This is a genomic window from Achromobacter xylosoxidans, from assembly GCF_001457475.1.
GTDB lineage: Bacteria > Pseudomonadota > Gammaproteobacteria > Burkholderiales > Burkholderiaceae_B > Achromobacter > Achromobacter xylosoxidans.
Map to the genome: position 1 here is coordinate 2,040,853 of NZ_LN831029.1, position 18,421 is coordinate 2,059,273.

At 68.2% G+C, this 18,421-nt stretch carries 17 protein-coding genes; 13 read left to right on the forward strand and 4 right to left on the reverse strand.

What is annotated here, in order from left to right:
- Positions 1–60 precede the first annotated feature (60 nt).
- The 3 genes from AT699_RS09260 to AT699_RS09270 form a co-directional block, all read right to left on the reverse strand.
- Positions 61–1,338, reverse strand: coding sequence for a TRAP transporter large permease (locus AT699_RS09260; RefSeq protein WP_006388527.1), 1,278 nt, complete (start codon positions 1,336–1,338; stop codon positions 61–63).
- A 33-nt stretch (positions 1,339–1,371) separates the two neighbouring features.
- On the reverse strand, positions 1,372–1,872 hold the full coding sequence (locus AT699_RS09265; RefSeq protein WP_024068297.1) for a TRAP transporter small permease: 501 nt from the start codon (positions 1,870–1,872) through the stop codon (positions 1,372–1,374).
- Positions 1,873–1,983: 111 nt separating this feature from the next.
- The gene (locus AT699_RS09270; RefSeq protein ID WP_006388529.1) at positions 1,984–2,958 is read right to left on the reverse strand and encodes a TRAP transporter substrate-binding protein; all 975 of its coding nucleotides are present in this window, start codon (positions 2,956–2,958) and stop codon (positions 1,984–1,986) included.
- Between the two features lie 125 nt (positions 2,959–3,083).
- Here AT699_RS09270 and AT699_RS09275 point away from each other — a divergent pair, with 125 nt between their 5' ends.
- The 9 genes from AT699_RS09275 to AT699_RS09315 all read left to right on the forward strand — a co-directional run bounded on the left by AT699_RS09275 (position 3,084) and on the right by AT699_RS09315 (position 11,951).
- The gene (locus tag AT699_RS09275; RefSeq protein ID WP_054471193.1) at positions 3,084–5,615 is read left to right on the forward strand and encodes an ABC transporter permease; all 2,532 of its coding nucleotides are present in this window, start codon (positions 3,084–3,086) and stop codon (positions 5,613–5,615) included.
- Positions 5,615–6,037, forward strand: a complete 423-nt coding sequence (locus AT699_RS09280; RefSeq protein WP_006384574.1) for a group II truncated hemoglobin — start codon at positions 5,615–5,617, stop codon at positions 6,035–6,037. The genes AT699_RS09275 and AT699_RS09280 overlap by 1 nt, the downstream gene beginning before the upstream one ends.
- Positions 6,027–6,758: a 3-deoxy-D-manno-octulosonic acid kinase gene (locus tag AT699_RS09285; protein WP_024068300.1), complete on the forward strand. Its 732-nt coding sequence runs from the start codon at positions 6,027–6,029 to the stop codon at positions 6,756–6,758. The genes AT699_RS09280 and AT699_RS09285 overlap by 11 nt, the downstream gene beginning before the upstream one ends.
- Positions 6,759–6,908: 150 nt before the next feature.
- On the forward strand, positions 6,909–8,012 hold the full coding sequence (locus AT699_RS09290; RefSeq protein ID WP_006384058.1) for a polyamine ABC transporter substrate-binding protein: 1,104 nt from the start codon (positions 6,909–6,911) through the stop codon (positions 8,010–8,012).
- A gap of 5 nt (positions 8,013–8,017) precedes the next feature.
- Positions 8,018–9,145 (forward strand): ABC transporter ATP-binding protein, encoded by a 1,128-nt coding sequence (locus tag AT699_RS09295; RefSeq protein WP_006384057.1) that lies wholly within the window; start codon positions 8,018–8,020, stop codon positions 9,143–9,145.
- Positions 9,142–10,062, forward strand: a complete 921-nt coding sequence (locus tag AT699_RS09300; protein ID WP_006384056.1) for an ABC transporter permease subunit — start codon at positions 9,142–9,144, stop codon at positions 10,060–10,062. Before AT699_RS09295 ends, AT699_RS09300 begins: the two co-directional genes overlap by 4 nt.
- Positions 10,059–10,868, forward strand: a complete 810-nt coding sequence (locus tag AT699_RS09305) for an ABC transporter permease subunit (RefSeq protein ID WP_006384055.1) — start codon at positions 10,059–10,061, stop codon at positions 10,866–10,868. The genes AT699_RS09300 and AT699_RS09305 overlap by 4 nt, the downstream gene beginning before the upstream one ends.
- Positions 10,865–11,221 (forward strand): Spx/MgsR family RNA polymerase-binding regulatory protein, encoded by a 357-nt coding sequence (locus AT699_RS09310; protein WP_006384054.1) that lies wholly within the window; start codon positions 10,865–10,867, stop codon positions 11,219–11,221. The genes AT699_RS09305 and AT699_RS09310 overlap by 4 nt, the downstream gene beginning before the upstream one ends.
- Before the next feature lie 49 nt (positions 11,222–11,270).
- Positions 11,271–11,951, forward strand: a complete 681-nt coding sequence (locus AT699_RS09315; RefSeq protein ID WP_035181090.1) for a DNA-3-methyladenine glycosylase — start codon at positions 11,271–11,273, stop codon at positions 11,949–11,951.
- A gap of 36 nt (positions 11,952–11,987) precedes the next feature.
- Here AT699_RS09315 and AT699_RS09320 read toward each other — a convergent pair whose 3' ends face one another.
- Positions 11,988–12,722, reverse strand: a complete 735-nt coding sequence (locus AT699_RS09320) for a PhoP regulatory network YrbL family protein (protein ID WP_058207272.1) — start codon at positions 12,720–12,722, stop codon at positions 11,988–11,990.
- Between the two features lie 231 nt (positions 12,723–12,953).
- Here AT699_RS09320 and AT699_RS09325 point away from each other — a divergent pair, with 231 nt between their 5' ends.
- The 4 genes from AT699_RS09325 to rpiA all read left to right on the forward strand — a co-directional run bounded on the left by AT699_RS09325 (position 12,954) and on the right by rpiA (position 18,420).
- Positions 12,954–14,267, forward strand: coding sequence for a DNA recombination protein RmuC (locus AT699_RS09325; protein WP_223203341.1), 1,314 nt, complete (start codon positions 12,954–12,956; stop codon positions 14,265–14,267).
- Positions 14,268–14,454: 187 nt separating this feature from the next.
- Positions 14,455–15,984, forward strand: a complete 1,530-nt coding sequence (locus AT699_RS09330; protein WP_006384050.1) for an amidase — start codon at positions 14,455–14,457, stop codon at positions 15,982–15,984.
- 54 nt (positions 15,985–16,038) lie between these two features.
- On the forward strand, positions 16,039–17,703 hold the full coding sequence (locus tag AT699_RS09335; protein ID WP_024068304.1) for an isovaleryl-CoA dehydrogenase: 1,665 nt from the start codon (positions 16,039–16,041) through the stop codon (positions 17,701–17,703).
- A 36-nt stretch (positions 17,704–17,739) separates the two neighbouring features.
- Positions 17,740–18,420, forward strand: coding sequence for a ribose-5-phosphate isomerase RpiA (gene rpiA, locus AT699_RS09340; RefSeq protein ID WP_024068305.1), 681 nt, complete (start codon positions 17,740–17,742; stop codon positions 18,418–18,420).
- The last annotated feature ends 1 nt before the right edge of the window (position 18,421 follow it).

The following is an 18,421-nucleotide window of genomic DNA, read 5'->3' on the forward strand; positions in this document are numbered from 1 at the left end:
GCGCCCCTCTCGCCGGGGCGGGGTGGCGCGCGGCCGCCCGCGTGGCGGCCGGCCGCGTTGCTACTTGGCGTAGACCAGGTCGCGCAGTCCCAACGACAACCCCGGCCAATACGTAATCACCATCAGGCAGACAATCACCACCCCCACGAACGGAATCAACGGCTTGATCAACCGCTCCAGCGGCAATTTGGCCACCGCGCACGCCGCGAACAGATTCACCCCGAATGGCGGCGTGATCATGCCCAGGGCCAGGTTGACCACCATGATGATGCCGAAGTGCACCGGGTCCACCCCGAACTTCAGCGCCACCGGCAGCAGCAGCGGGGCCAGCACCACGATCGAGGCCGAGGTCTCGATGAACATGCCGATCACGAACAGCGCCAGGTTCACGCCCATCAGGAACGAGAACTGGGTGTCGAACAGCTGCGCCAGCCACACGCCCAGCGCGTCGGGGATGCCGGCGCGGTTCAGCAGGAAGCTGAAGACGCCGGCGTTGGCGATCACGAACATGATCACGGCGGTGGACACCACCGACTTGTGCAGCGTGTCCGACAGCTGTTTGAAGCTCAGGCGGCGGTAGACGAACTTGCCCACCACCACCGCGTACATCACCGCCACCACCGACGCCTCGGTCGGGGTGAAGACGCCGCCGTAGATGCCGCCCAGGATGATGACCGGCATCATCAGCGCCAGCCAGGCGCGTTTGAAGGCCGGCCACAGCGGCAGGCGGCCTTCGCCGTCGCGCTTGCCCAGGTTGTTGCGCTTGGCGTAGAGCCACACGTAGAACATCAGCGCCACGCCGATCAGGATGCCGGGCATGACGCCGGCGATGAACAGTTCGCCGGTGGAGGTGTCGGTGGACACCGCGAACAGGATCATCGGGATCGACGGCGGGATGATCACCCCCAGCTCGGCCGCGCTGGCCTGCAATGACGCGGCGAAGGGGGCGGGATAGCCGTGGCGGATCATGGCCGGGATCAGGATGGCGCCCACCGCGAAGGTGGTGGCGACGCTGGAGCCGGCCACGGCGGCGAAGATCATGCAGGTCAGCACGCAGGTGCAGGCCAGGCCGCCCTGGATGCCGCCGACCACGCTCTTGGCGAACTCCACCATGCGTTCGGAGATGCCGCCGGCTTCCATCAGGTTGCCGGCCAGGATGAAGAACGGGATCGCGACCAGCGGGTACTTGTCCAGCGCGGCATAGAGCTGCTGGGCCACCACCAGCCAGGGCAGGTTGGCGGCGCCGACCCCCGCCAGGCTGGCCAGCCCGATCGACACGGCGACCGGCACGGACAGCCCGAAGAAAATCAGCATCGAGACAATCATTAATTGGGACATGGCGATATCGGCTGCTTGGATTCGGGACGGGACTCAGCCCTGCGCGTCGTTGCGCACGGGGACGTCTTCTTCTTCGCCGGCGCACCAGCGCGCCAGCACGGCGATGGCGGCGAGCGTCGCGCCCACCGGGATCGCCAGGTAGATCCAGGAGATCGAGATGTCCAGGCTGGGCACGTTCTGGAAACGCACGCGGTAGGTCATCTGGCCGCCGATCCAGGCGATGAAGCCGAGAAAACCGGCGCAGATCAGGCCGATGACGGCTTCCAGCACGCGGCGGCGCATGCCGCCCAGCAGGTTGCGCAGCAGTTCGACGCTGATCATGGCACCGTGGCGAAAGGCCAGGGCCACGCCCAGCAGCACGGTCCAGATCAGCAGGGCGCGGGTCAGCACCTCGCTCCAGTCGGCGGGCGAATGCAGCACGAAGCGGGCGATGACCTGGTAGAAAGCGGCGGCCGCGGCGGCCACCAGCAGGAGTTGGGCGATGACCGACACCAGCTTGAACAGGATGCGGTCTAAGGCGCAGAGCAGACGCATGGGGGTTTCCAGGACGGATGGCGGAGCGCGCGGAGGGCGGAGCGGCAGGCGCCGCCGGGGACGAAATTCGCTTCCGTCATCCCGGCGCCTCGCGCCGCGCCGGCCTTGCGCTTACTTGGTGTCGCGGATCGACTCGATCAGCTTCTTGTCGAACTTCTTGTAGTACTCGGGATAGGCCGGCTCGACGGCGGCGGCGAAGGCGGCGCGGTCGACTTCGGACACCTGCATGCCTTCCTTCTTGAGCTGCTCGACGCCGGTCTTCTCGATGTTGTCGACATAGGCGCGCATGGCCTGGGCCGATTCCTTGCCGGCCTTGTCGAACTTGGCCTTGTCGTCGGCCGACAGGCCGTCATAGACGTTGGCCGACATCAGCACCAGCGCCGGGCCGTAGACGTGGCCGGTCAGCGACAGGTATTTCTGCATCTGCGACAGCTTGGCCGAGGTGATCACCGACAGCGGGTTTTCCTGACCGTCGATGGTGCCCTGCTGCAGGGCGGTGGCCACTTCCGGCCAGGCCATCGGCGTCGGCAGGATGCCGATCTGGCGGAAGGCGGTGATGTGGATCGGGTTTTCCGTGGTGCGGATCTTCAGGCCCTTGGCGTCGGCCGGCGTCTTGACCGGGCGCACGTTGTTGGTCAGGTGGCGAAAGCCCTGCTCGCCCCAGGCCAGCGCGACGATGCCACGGCTGGGGAACTTTGCCAGCATATCCTGTCCGATCTTGCTGTCGAGCACGTTGCGCGCGTGTTGCAGGTCGCGCAGCAGGAAGGGGATGTCGAAGACGCCGGTCTCGGGCACGAAGTTCAGGGTGGCGCCGGTCGAGACGATGGCCAGGTCGATGGTGCCTATCTGCAGGCCTTCGATTACTTCGCGTTCGCCGCCCAGCGCGCTGTTGGCGAATTGCTGTACCTTGTACTTGCCGTTGCTGGACGCTTCGATCGACTTGGCCAGGGCGTCGGCCCCAGCGCCGTAGTGCGACGACGTCGACAGGGCATAGGCCATCTTCAGGGGAGCCTGGGCCGAGGCGGCCAGGGGCGCGGCGACCGCGCAGGCAGCCAGGATCGTGGCCGCGAGCCAGGATTTACGCATTGTCTTCTCCAGGGATATCAGTATTTTTTGCAGTGGGTTTTGCAGTCGGTATGCGGCGCCGCAAGGCGCTTCGCGCATGATAGCGGGATTCGGCCCCCATTCCGGCCGTTGGTTAACATTGGCAGATGATGGATTTCCCTGATGTCTCACGGGCCAGGCGCCCCGGCTTTTGGACCACCCTGGCGCTGGGCGCCCGCATGATGATGCGCGACGCCCGCGCCGGCGAGCTGCGCCTGCTGGTGCTGGCCCTGGTGGTGGCGGTGGCTGCCGTCACCAGCGTCGGCTTCCTGGCCGACCGGGTCGGCCGGGCGCTGGAACGCGACGCCGGCCAGATGCTGGGCGCCGACCTGGTGCTGGACGCGGACGAACCGGTGCCGGCGGCCTTCCTCGATCAGGCCCGCGAGCGCGGCCTGTCCGTCTCCAACACCTGGCAGTTCCCGTCCATGGTCAGCGCCGGCGACGGCGCCCAATTGGCGGCCCTGAAGGCGGTCGAGCCCGGCTACCCGCTGCGCGGCGCCCTGCGGGTGACGGACGCGCCGTTCAACCCCGACGGCCCCACCCGCGACATCCCGCCCGAGGGCGCGGTCTGGGTGGACGGCCAACTGCTGTCGCTGCTGGGCCTGAAGGTCGGCGACACCCTGAACGTGGGCGACGCCCACCTGCGCATCGACCGGGTCATCACCTACGAACCGGACCGCGGCATGCAGTTCGTCAACGTCGCGCCGCGGGTGATGCTGCGCGCCAGCGATCTGCCGGCCACCGGGCTGATCGCGCCCGGCAGCCGCATCGGCTATGCCCTGCTGGTGGCCGGCGAACCGGATGCGGTGGCGAATTACTCCGCCTGGCTGGGCCAGAACCTCAAGCGCGGCCAGAAGGTCGCCACGCTGGAATCGGGCCGGCCGGAGGTGCGCCGCACCCTCGACCGGGCGCAGCGCTTCCTGTCGCTGGTGGCGCTGCTGGCGGTGCTGATTTCCGCCGTGGCAGTGGCGCTGGCGGCCGGCCGTTACATGACCCGGCACCGCGACGGCATTGCCGTGATGCGCTGCCTGGGGGCGGTGCAGTCGCAGATCGCCCGCATGCTGACCCTGGAATTCGCGCTGGTCGGCCTGTTCGCCTCGGCCGCCGGCTGCCTGCTGGGCTACGCGGTGCACCAGGTGCTGGTGATGGTGCTGGGTTCGCTGATCGACACGACCTTGCCGGCGCCCTCGGCCATTCCGGCCCTGCAGGGGCTGCTGACCGGCCTTTTGCTGTTGCTGGGTTTCGCCCTGCCGGCCCTGGCGCAGTTGCGCCACGTGCCGCCGGCGCGGGTGCTGCGGCGCGACGCCGACGTCATCAGCGCCCGCGGCGCGCTCGGCTACGGCGTCGGCGCCGTCGGATTCGCCCTGCTGATCTGGTGGTTCGCCGGCGACGCGAAGTTGGGCGGCGTGGTGGCGGGCGGGTTCCTGGGGGCCTTTGCGCTGTTCGCGCTGGTGGCCTGGCTCTGCATCCTGGGCCTGGCGCGCCTGCGCGGCCTGGCCGCAGGCCTGCCGGCGCTGCGTTTCGCGCTGGCCGGGGTGGTGCGCCGGCGCGCCGCCACCATCACCCAGGTGTGCGCGCTGGCGGTGGGCCTGATGGCCCTGCTGCTGCTGGCCATGACCCGCACCGACCTGATCCAGGGCTGGCAGCGCACGCTGCCGCCGGACGCGCCCAACCGTTTCCTCATCAATGTGCAGCCCGACCAGCGCCAGGCCGTGACCGACGCGCTGACCCGCGAGGGGCTGGGCCGGATCGTGCTGTCGCCGATGGTGCGCGGCCGCCTGATCGCCGTCAACGGCAAGCCGGTGGGGCCGGACGACTACGAGGAGCCGCGCGCCAAGCGCCTGGTGGACCGCGAATTCAACCTGTCCTATGGCGAGCAGATGCCGTCGTCCAACCGCATCGAGCAGGGCCGCTGGCTCAAGCCGGGCTCGGCCGAGGTGTCGCTGGAGTCGGGCCTGGCCAAGACGCTGGGCATCAAGCTGGGCGACAGGATGACCTTCGACGTGGCCGGCCAGCAGTTCGAGGTGGCTGTCTCCAGCACCCGGCGGGTGGATTGGGATACGATGCGCGTCAATTTTTTCGCCATCCTGACGCCCGAAACCCTGGCCGACATGCCGCAAAGCTGGATCACGTCCTTCTACCTGCCGCCGGAAAAGGCCCAGGTGCTGCCCGCGTTGGTGCGGCAGTTCCCGAACCTGACGGTGTTCGACGTGGGCGCCATCCTGCAACAGTTGCAGTCGGTGCTCAACGAGGTCGGCCGCGCGGTGCAGCTGCTGTTCCTGTTCACCCTGGCGGCCGGCGTGCTGGTGCTGTCGGCCGCCCTGACCGCCACCCGCGACGAGCGCATGCGCGAAGCCGCGGTGCTGCGCGCGCTGGGCGCGACCCGGCGCCAGCTGGCGCGCTCGCAGCGCATCGAGCTGTGGGCGGTGGGCGGCCTGGCCGGCCTGCTGGCCGCGGCCGGCGCCAGCGCGATCGCTTGGGCTTTATCAACCCAGGTGTTCGATTTCACGATTACCCTCAGCCTCTGGCCCTGGCTGGTGGGGGTCGGCGCGGGTATGCTCGGCGCCTGGGCCGGTGGCGCGCTGGCGTTGCGCGGCGTGCTGCGCACCCCGCCGCTGGTCACCCTGAGAGAAACCTGATGACGTCCTCCGTCCAAACCCCTACCGAACCCGTGGAAACTTCCTCCAGCATTTTCGATCTCCTGGGCGGCGAACGCGGCGTGCGCGCCCTGGTCGACCGCTTCTACGACCTGATGGACATGGAGTCCGACCTGAAGGAACTGCGCGCCGCGCACGGCCCCAGCCTGGACGAGGCTCGCGACAAGCTGTTCTGGTTCCTGTGCGGCTACTTCGGCGGCCCCAATCACTATATAGAGCGCTTCGGCCATCCGCGCCTGCGGGCGCGGCATTTGCCGTTCTCGATCGGCCAGGTCGAGCGCGACCAATGGGTGGCCTGCATGGGCCGCGCCATGGAAGACGAGGGCGTCGAGCCCGCCCTGGTCGAGCGCCTGCTGCAATCGTTCTTCGGCGTGGCCGACTGGATGCGCAACCGTGAAGGCTGATCGGGATCCCTCCGGCGCCCGACGCCATGCCTGGCCGGCGCCGCTGGCCGGCGCAATGCTGGCCGACCCGCGCCTGGGCGATGCCGGTCCCGAGCTGTTCAACCCGGCGCACTATGGCGACCGGGCCCGGCCGGTGGATGCCGGCGGCCGCCAGGCGGCCTGGTTCGTGCAGGGCCAGGGCTGGCAGGGCGTGCTGCGACGCTACCGGCGCGGCGGCCTGATCGCCAAGCTCAGCCGCGATACCTACCTGTGGGCGGGCCAGGCGCGCACCCGCAGCTTCCGCGAATTCCGCCTGCTCGCCGCCATGCGCGCCCAGGGCCTGCCGGTGCCGGCGCCGCTGGCCGCTGCCTACTGGCGCCAGGGGCCGACTTACCGCGCCGCCATCGTGGTCGAGCGCATCCCGGGCGTGCGGCCGCTGGCCCAGGCGCTGGCCGAGCCGCTGTGGCAGCCGGTGGCCGAGGCCATCGTGCGCATGCACCGGGCCGGCGTCTGGCACGCCGACCTCAACGCCTTCAACATCCTGATCGGGTCCGACGGCCGGGTCTGGCTGATCGATTTCGACCGCGGCACCGACGGCGGCCTTTCCGACCGCCAGCGCCAGGGCAACCTGGAACGCCTGCGCCGGTCGCTGGTCAAGGTGGCGGGGGACGAGGGCGAGCGTTTCTGGCTCAAATTGCGCGACAGCTACTGGACCGCCTGGGGGATCGGCGTACAGCCCTGAGACGGGCGGCGCCCGCGGCCCGATCCGGGCCCAATTGCGGCAAATTGCGCTAAATCCGCCGGTAAAGTTGGGCAGGCCATCGCTAAAAGGCTTTATGATTCCGCCTTTTGGTACTCCTGTAACTTACGGCATATAGCTGGGGGGCTGGTAATGAAACTACGGGCGGGAATGCGCTGGGCGCTGGGGACGATGCTGGTCGCGGCAGCCACGTCGGCGGCGGTGGCGCAGAACAAGGTCGTCAACGTCTACAACTGGGCCGAATACACGGCCCCGGACACGATCCCCGGTTTCGAGAAGGAAACCGGCATCAAGGTCCGTTATGACGTCTACGACAGCAACGACACGCTGCAGGCCAAGCTGCTGGCCGGCAAATCGGGTTACGACGTCGTTGTCCCGTCCACGCATTACGCCTCGCGCCAGATCGAGGCCGGCCTGTTCCAGAAGCTGGACAAGTCCAAGATCCCCAACTGGAAGTACCTGGATCCCGACGTCATGGCGCTGGTCGCCTCGGTCGATCCCGGCAACGAATACGCCATTCCGTGGGGCTACGGCACCAATGGCCTGGGCTACAACGTCACCAAGGTCAAGCAGATCATGGGCGAGAACGCCGACCTGGCCAACTGGGACATGATCTTCAAGCCCGAGAACGCCGCCAAGCTCAAGGAGTGCGGCATCTCGATGCTGGACGAGGCCGCGCAGGTGTTCCCGGCCGTGCTCAAGTACCTGGGCAAGGACCCCAACAGCGCCAACCCGGACGACTACAAGGCCGCGCTGGACGTGCTCAAGCAGATCCGTCCGTACATCCGCCAATTCAGCTCGTCGGGCTACATCGACGAACTGGCCGTGGGCGACTTGTGCATGGTCTACGGTTTCTCGGGCGACGTCATGATCGCCCGCAAGCGCGCCCAGGAGGCCAAAAAGCCTTATGAAGTGAACTACTTCATTCCCAAGGGCGGCGCCCCGGCCTGGTTCGACCTGATGGTCATCCCGAAGGACGCGCCGCATCCGGAAGAGGCCCTGGCGTTCATCAACTACATCGAGACGCCGCAGGTGCACGCCGCCATCACCAACACCATGTTCTACCCCAACGCCAACAAAGAGGCGCGCAAGTACGTGGTCAAGGACGTGGCCGACAACCCGATGATCTACCCGTCGCCCGAGGTCTCCAAGTCGCTGTATGTCATCAAGGCCCAGCCCTTGAACATCCAGCGCCTGCAGACGCGCATGTGGGCCGAGCTGAAATCGGGACGCTGAGCATCATGAGCGATAGCCGTTACTCGGCGCAGCATGCGGCCGACCCGGACGAGTTCGTCCGGGTCGCCGATGTGGTCAAGATCTTCGGCGACGTGGTCGCCGTCCGTTCCGTCAACCTCTCGGTCAAGCGCAACGAGATCTTCGCGTTGCTGGGCAGCTCCGGCAGCGGCAAGTCGACCTTGCTGCGCATGCTGGCCGGCTTCGAGGAAGCCACCTCGGGCCAGATCCTGCTCGATGGCGAGGACATCACCAACGTGCCGCCGTACCGGCGGCCGGTGAACATGATGTTCCAGTCGTACGCGCTGTTCCCGCACATGACGGTCGAGGCCAACGTGGCCTTCGGCCTGAAGCAGGAAGGCGTGGACCGCGCCGAAATCCACGACCGCGTGTTCGAGGCGCTCGACCTGGTGCAGATGGCCGGCTATTCGCGCCGCAAGCCCAACCAGCTGTCCGGCGGCCAGCAGCAGCGCGTGGCGCTGGCGCGCAGCCTGGTCAAGCGGCCCAAGCTGCTGCTGCTGGACGAGCCGATGTCGGCGCTGGACAAGCAGATCCGCCAGAAGACCCAGATCGAGCTGGTCAAGATCCTGGAGCAGGTCGGCGTGACCTGCATCATGGTCACCCACGACCAGGAAGAGGCCATGACCATGGCGCACCGCCTGGCGGTCATGACCGAGGGCCAGATCGTGCAGTGCGGCACGCCGCAGGACGTCTACGCCTTCCCGAACTCGCGCTTCGTCGCCAGCTTCATCGGCTCGACCAACATGTTCACCGGCACCATCGTGGTCGATGAACCCGACCACGTCGCCATCGAAAGCCCCGAACTGAGCCGCCCGCTGTACGTCAGCCACGGCGTCAGCGAGCCGCTGGGCATGGACGTGCACGTCTCCATCCGCCCCGAGCGCATGGTGGTGTCGCGCGAACAGCCGGCGGGCGAATACAACTGGGCCCACGGCATGGTCAGCCACATGGCATGGATGGGCAGCTACGCGCTCTACCAGATCCGCCTGGATTCCGGCGCCATGGTCGAGGCCAGCGTGCCCAGCCTGCAACTGGCCCAACTGGACGCCCCGGGCATCGACGAAGAGATCTTCGTCAGCTGGGACGCCGACAGCGCGACGGTGCTGGCGTCATGAGCCGCTTCTCGCCCCGCGACTGGCTGCCCTCGGGCCGGACGCTGGCGGTGGTGCCGCCGTTCGCCTGGCTGGTGCTGTTCCTGCTGGTGCCGTTCCTGCTGGTGTTCAAGATCAGCTTCGCCGAGCTCAAGTTCGGCATTCCGCCGTACACCTCGCTGGCCGAATTCAAGGACGAGGCGGTGCAGTTCAGCCTGCACCTGCGCGGCTACATCCTGCTGTTCACCGACAGCCTGTATTTCGCCACCTACCTCAGTTCGGTAAAGATCGCGGCCATCACCACGCTGGCCTGTGTGCTGATCGGCTATCCCATCGCCTACTACATCGCGCGATCGTCGCCGCGGGTGCGCAACCTGCTGCTGCTGGGCGTGATCCTGCCGTTCTGGACCTCGCTGCTGCTGCGCGTTTACGCCTGGGTCGGCATCCTGCGCAACGACGGTCTCTTGAACAACTTCCTGCAATGGCTCGGCATCATCTCCAGCCCATTGGAGATCTACCGCACCGACCTGGCCGTGTATATCGGCATGGTCTATGCCTACCTGCCGTTCTTCATCCTGCCGCTGTATGCCACGCTGGTGAAGATGGACCTGCGCCTGCTGGAAGCCGCCTACGACCTCGGCGCCAGGCCCTGGCAGGCGTTCTGGCAGATCACCGTGCCGCTGTCGCGGCAGGGCGTCATCGCCGGCGCCATGCTGGTGTTCATCCCGGCGGTCGGCGAATACGTCATTCCCGAAATGCTGGGCGGCGCCAACACGCTGATGATGGGCCGCGTCATGTGGAACGAGTTCTTCAACAACACCGACTGGCCGATGGCCTCTGCGGTGACCTGCGTGATGGTGCTGCTGTTGCTGGTGCCGCTGGCGCTGTTCCAGTACAACCAGGTCAAGCAGCAGGAACTGGCCAACGGGGGGCGCAAATGAACGGTCCCAACAAGACCTTGCGCGCCGTGGTGCTGGGGCTGGGCTACTTCTTCCTGTACGTGCCCATCATCAGCCTGATGGTGTTCTCGTTCAACGAATCGCCCGCCGTGACCTCCTGGACCGGTTTCTCGTTCCGCTGGTATCACTCGCTGTTCAACGACGACGCGTTGCTGCGCGCGGCCTGGCTGTCGTTCCGCATCGCCGCCATGACCGCCACCGCGGCCGTCATCATCGGCACCTGGGCCGGCTATGTGCTGGGACGCATGGGCCGTTTTCGCGGCTTCGCGCTGTACGTGGGTATGCTGAGCGCGCCGCTGGTGATCCCCGAAGTGGTGCTGGGCATCTCGCTGCTGCTGATGTTCGTGGAGTTGCGCGGCCATCTGGGCTGGCCGGCCGAGAACGGCATCTTCACCATCTGGGTGGGCCACGTGACGCTGTGCATGGCCTTCGTGGCGGTGGTGATCCAGACCCGCATCCGCGACCTCGACCGTTCGCTGGAAGAAGCCGCGCTGGACCTGGGCGCCACGCCCATCACGGTGTTCTTCAAGATCACGCTGCCGCTGATCGCGCCGGCGCTGGCCTCGGCCTGGCTGCTATCCTTCACGTTGTCGCTGGACGACGTGGTGCTGGCGTCGTTCCTGTCCGGTCCCAGTTCCAGCACGCTGCCGATGGAAGTCTTCTCGCGCGTGCGGCTGGGCCTGAAACCCGAGATCAATGCGTTGGCGACGCTGTTCATCCTGGCGGTGGGCACCTGCGTCATCCTGGCCAACCGCATGCAATGGCGCAAGGAGTCCGAACCCAAATGAAGCAAACCACCCTGTATGGCCTGACCAAGTGCAGCACCTGCGTCAAGGCGCGCGAGTGGCTGACCGCGCACGGCGTCGACCACCAGTTCATCGACTACCGCGACCATCCGGTGCCGGCCGCCACCCTGAAGGAATGGGCCGGCCAGCTCGGCGGCTGGGAAAAACTCGTCAACCGCGCTTCCATGACCTGGCGCAACCTGCCGGACGATCGCAAGACGGCCAGCACCGACGCGCAGTGGACCAAGCTGATCGCCGAGTTCCCGGCACTGGTGCGCCGCCCGGTGGCGGTGACGCCGGATGGCGAAGTCGGCGTCGGCTTCAGCGAAAAGCGCTACGGCGAACGCTTCGCCTGACGCCGTGGCGGGCAAGGCCGACAAGGCATCGCGCGGCGCCGGCAAGGCGTTGCCCGATGCCTTTTTCAATCGCGACGCGCGCCAGCTGGCGCGCGAACTGCTGGGCAAGGTGGTGCGCCACCGGGTCGACGGCCTGTGGCTGTCGGCGCGCATCATCGAGACCGAGGCCTACTACCTGGAAGAGAAGGGCAGCCATGCCTCGCTCGGCTATACCCACAAGCGCCGCGCCCTGTTCATGGACGGCGGCGTGGTCTACATGTATTACGCGCGCGGCGGCGACTCGCTCAATTTCAGCGCGGGCGGGCCGGGCAACGCGGTGCTGATCAAGTCCGGCTATCCCTGGGTCGACGCGCTCTCGGGCCCCGAGGCGCTGGCCCGCATGCAGGCCTTGAATCCCGATGCCCAGGGCCGTCCGCGCCTGCCGGCGCGCCTGTGCGCGGGCCAGACGCTGCTGTGCCGCGCGCTGGGCCTGAAGGTGCCGGACTGGGATGCGCGGCGCTTCGACCCCGACGCGCTGTACGTCGAAGACGTGGGCGAATCGCCGCAGGCATTGATCAGCACCGCCCGGCTTGGCATCCCGCCCGGGCGCGACGAACACCTGGAATACCGCTACGTCGATCCGGCCTATGCGGCCTGGTGCACGCGCAACCCTTTGCGTCGCGGGCAAGTGGCCGGACGGGACTATCACTGGGTCGACCGGCAGGGGGCGCCGCTCAAGCAGGCGCCCTGAGGCGGGCGCGGCGCGCTTGCCTCAGGGCCGCGGCCTTCAGCCCTGGGGGCCGGAGCCGCCCGTGCCCGCCTGTTGCGCCGCCTTGCGGGCGCGCTCGGCCATGCCGGCCCGCATCTCGGCGTATTTGCGTTGGATGCGCCGGCGGTTGATGCGCTTGCTCCACGCGTAGATGGGCACCAGCGGCAAGACGCCGAACCCGTCGATCAGGAACAGCCCCGACCGGCCTTCCGCGTTCTGGCCACAGGCGATGTTGCTGGCGGTCAGGTCGTGCAGCACCACGTGCGCGTCGGCCAGGTCCTCGATGAACTCATCCAGTTGCGCCGACAGGGCCGCATCCATTGTTCCCTGGGGCGCCAGGTCCGCCAGGGTGAGGGCGATATTGCCCGCTTCATCGGTGATTTTCTCGACCAGCAGGCCCAGGCCCAGTGTGGTCTGGGCCACGCCCAGAATGCGCGCCATCGGCACCTGCCAGACGCCGGACGGGCGCGTGGTCGTGGTGACGTATTCCGTGATTTCGTTCAGGTAGACGCGATAGGCGCTTTCGCGCTGGTATTGCTTGTACCAGCGCTTGAACGGCCGGGCTTCGAGGTAAATCGCGCGCGCCTGCATGTCCATGACCTTGACCAACAGGGAAGGGGCATGGGGATGCTGGAAGATATGACGGTCCCCGCCCACCGCGACCGGAGTTTCGTCATTGAGATTCAATGGACCGAAAATCGATTCGAAGGCGACGGGAGGCGGACAGTACGTGGGGAAATCAGCTGTATTCAACTGTTTTTAAGGTTTATACATACGTTGTTAACAGTTTAATGCTGTTGTTTGCTTTTGGTTTTTTCTGCGTGCGGGGAAAGTCGTTTCGGATAGCTACAGAGGGCCGGGTATGCCGCCCTATAATTTCACGCGCCCGGCGTGGGCGCGCAGCGTTGAGGGTCCGTTTTGTCAAACGAAGTTCTGCTCTGGGTCGCCGCCGGCGGCGCGGTACTGGCCTGCCTGGCGGCCCTGATGGCCTGGCTGTCGCGCCCGGCTCGCGATGATCGCCTGGACGCCTTGCTGGACGGCCTGGAACGCACCGAGCGCGCGCTGCGCGCCGATATCGCCGAGGGCCAGCGCGGTCTGCGCGCCGAGTTCTCGGAATCGACCCGCGGCCTGCGGCAGGAACTGGCGCAATCCCACGGCGAGCTGCGCGCGGCGCTGACCCGCGATGCCCAGGCGGCGCGGGTGGAATCGGCCGAATCACTGGCGCGCTTCGCGGCCGGGTTCAACGAGCAGTTGCAAGGGCTGATACAGATCAACGAGCGGCGCCTGATGGAGGTGCGCGAGACGGTCGATCAGCGTTTGCAAGCGTTGCAGAATGACAACAGCGCCAAGCTCGATGATATGCGTCGCACGGTCGACGAGAAGCTCCACGCCACCCTGGAGCAGCGCCTGGGGGAATCATTCAAGCAGGTTTCCGACCGCCTTGAAGCGGTGCACAAGGGATTGGGCGAAATGCAGGCGCTGGCCGCGGGCGTGGGCGACCTGAAACGGGTCCTGACCAACGTCAAGTCGCGCGGCACCTGGGGCGAAGTGCAATTGGCGCGCCTGATCGAAGACAACATGACGCCGGAGCAGTACGCCAGCAATATCAAACCGGTGCCGGGCAGCGACGCGGTGGTCGAATTCGCCATCCGCCTGCCGGGGCGCGGCGATGGCGGCATGCCCGTCTGGCTGCCGATCGACGCCAAGTTTCCCAAGGAAGAGTACGAGCGCCTGATGGATGCGCAGGAGGCGGCCGACGCCGAGGGCGTGAAGGCGGCCGGTGCTGCCTTGGCCAAGGCGGTCGAACTGCAGGCGCGCCTGATCGCCACCAAGTACGTGGCGCCGCCGCACACCACGGATTTCGCCATCATGTTCCTGCCCACCGAAAGCCTGTATGCCGAAGTGTTGCGGCGCCCGGGGCTGCTGGATCGACTGCACGACCTGCGTATCAACGTGGCCGGGCCCAGCAACCTGGCGGCGCTGCTCAACAGCCTGCAGATGGGCTTTCGCACGCTGGCCATCGAACAACGCTCGTCCGAGGTCTGGCAGGTGCTGCGCGCGGTCAAGACCGAATTCGGAAAATTCGGTGACGCGCTGGCCGGCGTGAAGAAGACCCTGGACACCGCCAGCAGCAAGATCGGCCAGACCGAGGTGCGCACGCGCGCCATGCTGCGCAATCTGAAAAGCGTCGAAGCGCTGCCCGAAGCCGAGGCGCTGCGCCTGCTGGGCGGCGAAGGCGCCGCCGACGAGACCGCGGCCGAGGGCGACGCGCCCGCGGCGCCCGCTTCCGGCGCCTGACAGGCGCGCCCGGCTGCCGGCCTTACGCGCCTGCGTCGCCGCGCCGCCATCAGCGGCCATCGCCCGGGCGCCGTTTCCCCCCGCGGCCCGGCGTGGCGCCCTCCGGGGCCGAGCTTGTGACCCGGGCGCTCTGCCGATATCCTCATACTTGCGGCATTCCGCCGTCGATATCTGGAGCATCGTAAGCATGGGCACGGCTGACCGAGTTGATTCCTCTTCCTTCGACGCGATGGCGCTGGGCGCCGAGATCGCCCAGGGGGCCACCACGGCGCAGGCCGCGATGCAGCAGGCGGTGGAACGGGTGGCGGCGCGCAATCCGTCGATCAACGCGGCGTGCGGCGTGCAGGCCGAGCTGGGCCTGGACCTGGCCCGCGCGCTGGACGATGAGCTGGCGACGCTGACGGCCGAGCAGCGGCTGGCGCTGCTGCGCGAGCGTCCGTTCCTGGGCGTGCCGACCTTGCTCAAGGACCTGGGCACCGCCGCGCTGGGGTTGCCCAGCGCCATGGGCTCGGTGCTGTATGGCCAGGTTGAATGGAATGTCGACGCTGAAATCGTCAAGCGCTATCGCCGCGCCGGCCTGATCCCTTTCGGCCGCAGCACCAGCGCCGAACTGGGCCTGAGCCCCACCAGCGAATCGCCGGTCTACGGCGCGCCGACCCAGAACCCCTGGAAGGCCGGCCACAGCGCCGGCGGTTCCAGTGGCGGGGCAGGGGCGGCGCTGGCCAGCGGCATGGTGCGCATCGCCCATGGCAGCGACGGCGGCGGCTCGATCCGCATTCCGGCCTCGTGTTGCGGCGTGCTGGGCTTGAAGCCGTCGCGCGGCATGATGCCGCTGGGGCCGCTCAAGGGCGAGGGCTGGGGCGGCCTGGCGACAGAACACATGATGACGCTGTCGGTGCGCGATTGCGCGGCGGCGCTGGATATCAGCGCCGGCGCCGACGTCGGCGCGCCGTATGCGGCGCCGGCCAGGCCAGGCGAATCCTATCGCGACATCGTGGCGCGGGTGTCGGCGGATCCGCGCTCATCGCCGCGCCGCCGCATTGCCTATATCAACACCACCTACGAAGGCGAAGCGATCCATCCCGAGGTCGCGGCGGCGGTCGACGAGGCCGCGCGCCTGTTCGCCGGCCTGGGCCACGAACTGGTGGTGGCCGCGCCGCCGGTGGGTTCCGAGGAAGTGCTGTCGCCGATGCTGCCGCTGATCGCCAGCGCCGCCGCCAATGCCATCGACAGCTTCGTCGGCGCGCGCAATCGTCGTCTTGCCGCAGACGAATTGCAGCCGACCACGCTGGGCGCGCGCGAGTACGCCCGCGCGATTTCCGGCGCGCAGTACGTGGCTTGCGTCGATACCTGCCACGAGATCACGCGCCGCATCGGCCGCTTCCTGCATCGCGAGGGCACGCAGGGCCACGACCTGTTCCTGTCGCCGGTGTTGGCGCAACTGCCGGCGCCCATCGGCCGCTATGCGATGGACAACGCCGATTACCTGGCCTATCGCCTGGGCAAGAAGGGCGTGATCGGCTATTCGCCGTTCGCGCCGTTGGCCAACCTGACGGGCATGCCCGCCATTTCCATTCCGTTCGGCCTGTCGGCCGACGGCCTGCCGATCGGCATCCAGGTCATGGGCCCGCTGGGCAGCGAGGCCTGGCTGCTGGAACTGGCCGCCCAGGTCGAGGCCCTGCGGCCCTGGCAGCGGGTGGCGCCCATCGCCAGATAGGCCGCCGGGCGGGGCGCGCCGGCAAGCACGGCGCATCAACGAAGAGGAGCCAGCATGCCGTCGTTCGTGACCCATACCGTACTCAACCAGGTCCCGCCCCTGGAAGACTATTCGCTGTTCGAGACCGACCCGGCGTTGCGCGAGGCGGCGGTCCGCGAGGGCGCTGGCGCCTGGCTCGGCGACCTCGGCGCGCATGGGGCCTGGCTCGGCCGCGCCCAGACCCTGGCCGCCGGCGTCGACGCCAACCGCTATCCGCCGCGGCTGCAGGCCTATGACCGGACCGGCCATCGCATCGACCATGTCGATTTCCATCCCGCCTGGCAATTGTTGATGAGCGGCATCGTGGCGCGCGGCCTGCACAGCCGCGCCTGGGCCCAGCCGGTGCCGGGGGCGCAGGTGGCGCGGGCGGCGGCCTACCTGATGCAGGGCCAGGTCGAGGCCGGCACGCTGTGTCCCACCACCATGACCTTTGCCGCCGTGCCTCTGCTGCAACGCGAGCCGGCGGGCGTGATCGACTACACCGGCGATTGGCTGCCCGCGCTCTATTCGCGCGAATTCGACGGCGCCGACGCGCCGCTGGCCGGCAAGCGCGGCGCGCTGATCGGCATGGGCCTGACCGAGAAGCAGGGCGGTTCCGACCTGCGCGCGGTCACGACACGCGCCGCGCCGATGGGCGCGATCGGGCGCGGTTGCGCCTATTTGCTGGTGGGCCACAAATGGTTCTTCTCGGTGCCGCAGGCCGACGCCCATCTGGTGCTGGCGCAGACCGACGAGGGCCTTGGCTGCTTTCTGGTGCCGCGCTGGATTCCGGAAGGCCCGCGCAACGCGGTCCGCATCCGGCGCCTGAAGGACAAGCTGGGCAATCACAGCAATGCCAGCGCCGAGGTCGAGTTCGAGGACGCGTGGGGCGTCATGGTCGGCGAACCTGGGCGCGGCCTGGCGGTGCTGCTGGAGATGGCCGCCACCACCCGCCTCGATTGCGTGCTGGGCAGCGCCGCGTTGCTGCGCCAGGCCCTGGTGCAGTCGCTGCACCATGCCTGCCACCGCCAGGCTTTCGGCAAGCCGTTGGTGGCGCAGCCGCTGATGCGCAATGTGCTGGGCGACCTCGCGCTGGAGTCGGAGGCCGCCCAGGCGCTGGCGCTGCGCCTGGCGCGCGCGGTGGACGAGCGTGGCGACGCCGGCGCGCGCGCGCTGGCGCGGGTCGGCACGCCCGCCGCCAAGCTGTGGGTCTGCAAGCGCGCGATCGCGGCGGTGGCCGAATGCATGGAGGCATGGGGCGGCAACGGTTACGTCGAAGAGGGACCGATGCCGCGGCTGTATCGCGAAACGCCGGTCAATTCCATCTGGGAAGGGTCCGGCAATGTCATGGCGCTGGATGTGCTGCGTGCCTTGCAGCGCGAGCCCGAGGCGCTGCCCGCGCTGGAAGGCGAGTTCGCCCCGGCCCTCGGCCAGTACCGCGAGTTCGATGCCGCGCTGGCGCGGTGGCGCGCCCTGTTGGCGGACCCGGCGCAGGCGGAGTTCCAGGCCAGGCGCATCGCCTGCGGCCTGGCGTGCCTGTGGCAGGCGGCGCTGCTGATCCGGCACGCGCCGGGGCCGGTGGCGCAGGGGTTCGTCGGCAGCCGCCTGGCGGGTGTGGGCGGAGTGTTCGGCGAGCTGGCGGGGGGCCTGGACGTCGGGACGATCCTGGCGCGGGCCTGGCCGGCGGCGGCCGCATGCTAAATTTCCCGGCTTCAACCACCTTTATTCCGCATCGCCATGCTCTCCCAGCAAGAACTCAAGCAGCAAGCCGCCGACGCCGCCCTGGAACTCGTTGAACAGGTCGCCGGCCCCGACGTCATCATCGGCGTCGGCACCGGCTCCACGGCCGATCTCTTCATCGACGGCCTGGCGCGTTTCAAGGGTCGGATCGGCGGCACGGTCGCCAGCTCCGAGCGCAGCGCCGCGCGGCTGGCCGGCCATGGCCTGAAAGTGCTGGACCTGAACGACGTCACGTCGATGCCGATCTACGTCGATGGCGCCGACGAGATCGACGCCAACCTGCACATGATCAAGGGCGGCGGCGGCGCGCAGACGCGCGAGAAGATCGTCGCCTCGGTGGCCGACCGCTTCGTCTGCATCGTCGACGAGTCCAAGCTGGTCGAGGTCATGGGCAAGTTCCCGCTGCCGATCGAAGTCATTCCGATGGCGCGCGAGTCGGTGGCCCGCGCCATGACGGCCATGGGCGGCCAGCCGCGCCTGCGCGAGGGCTTCGTGACCGACAACGGCAACATCATCCTGGACGTGGCCGGCCTGTCGATCACCGATGCGCCCGGCCTGGAAGCCCGCGTCAACAATCTGCCCGGCGTGGTCACCTGCGGCCTGTTCGCGATCGCCGGCGCCGACGTGGCGCTGCTGGCCACGCAGAACGGCATCCGCCGCCTGGACCGCCGCGCCTGAG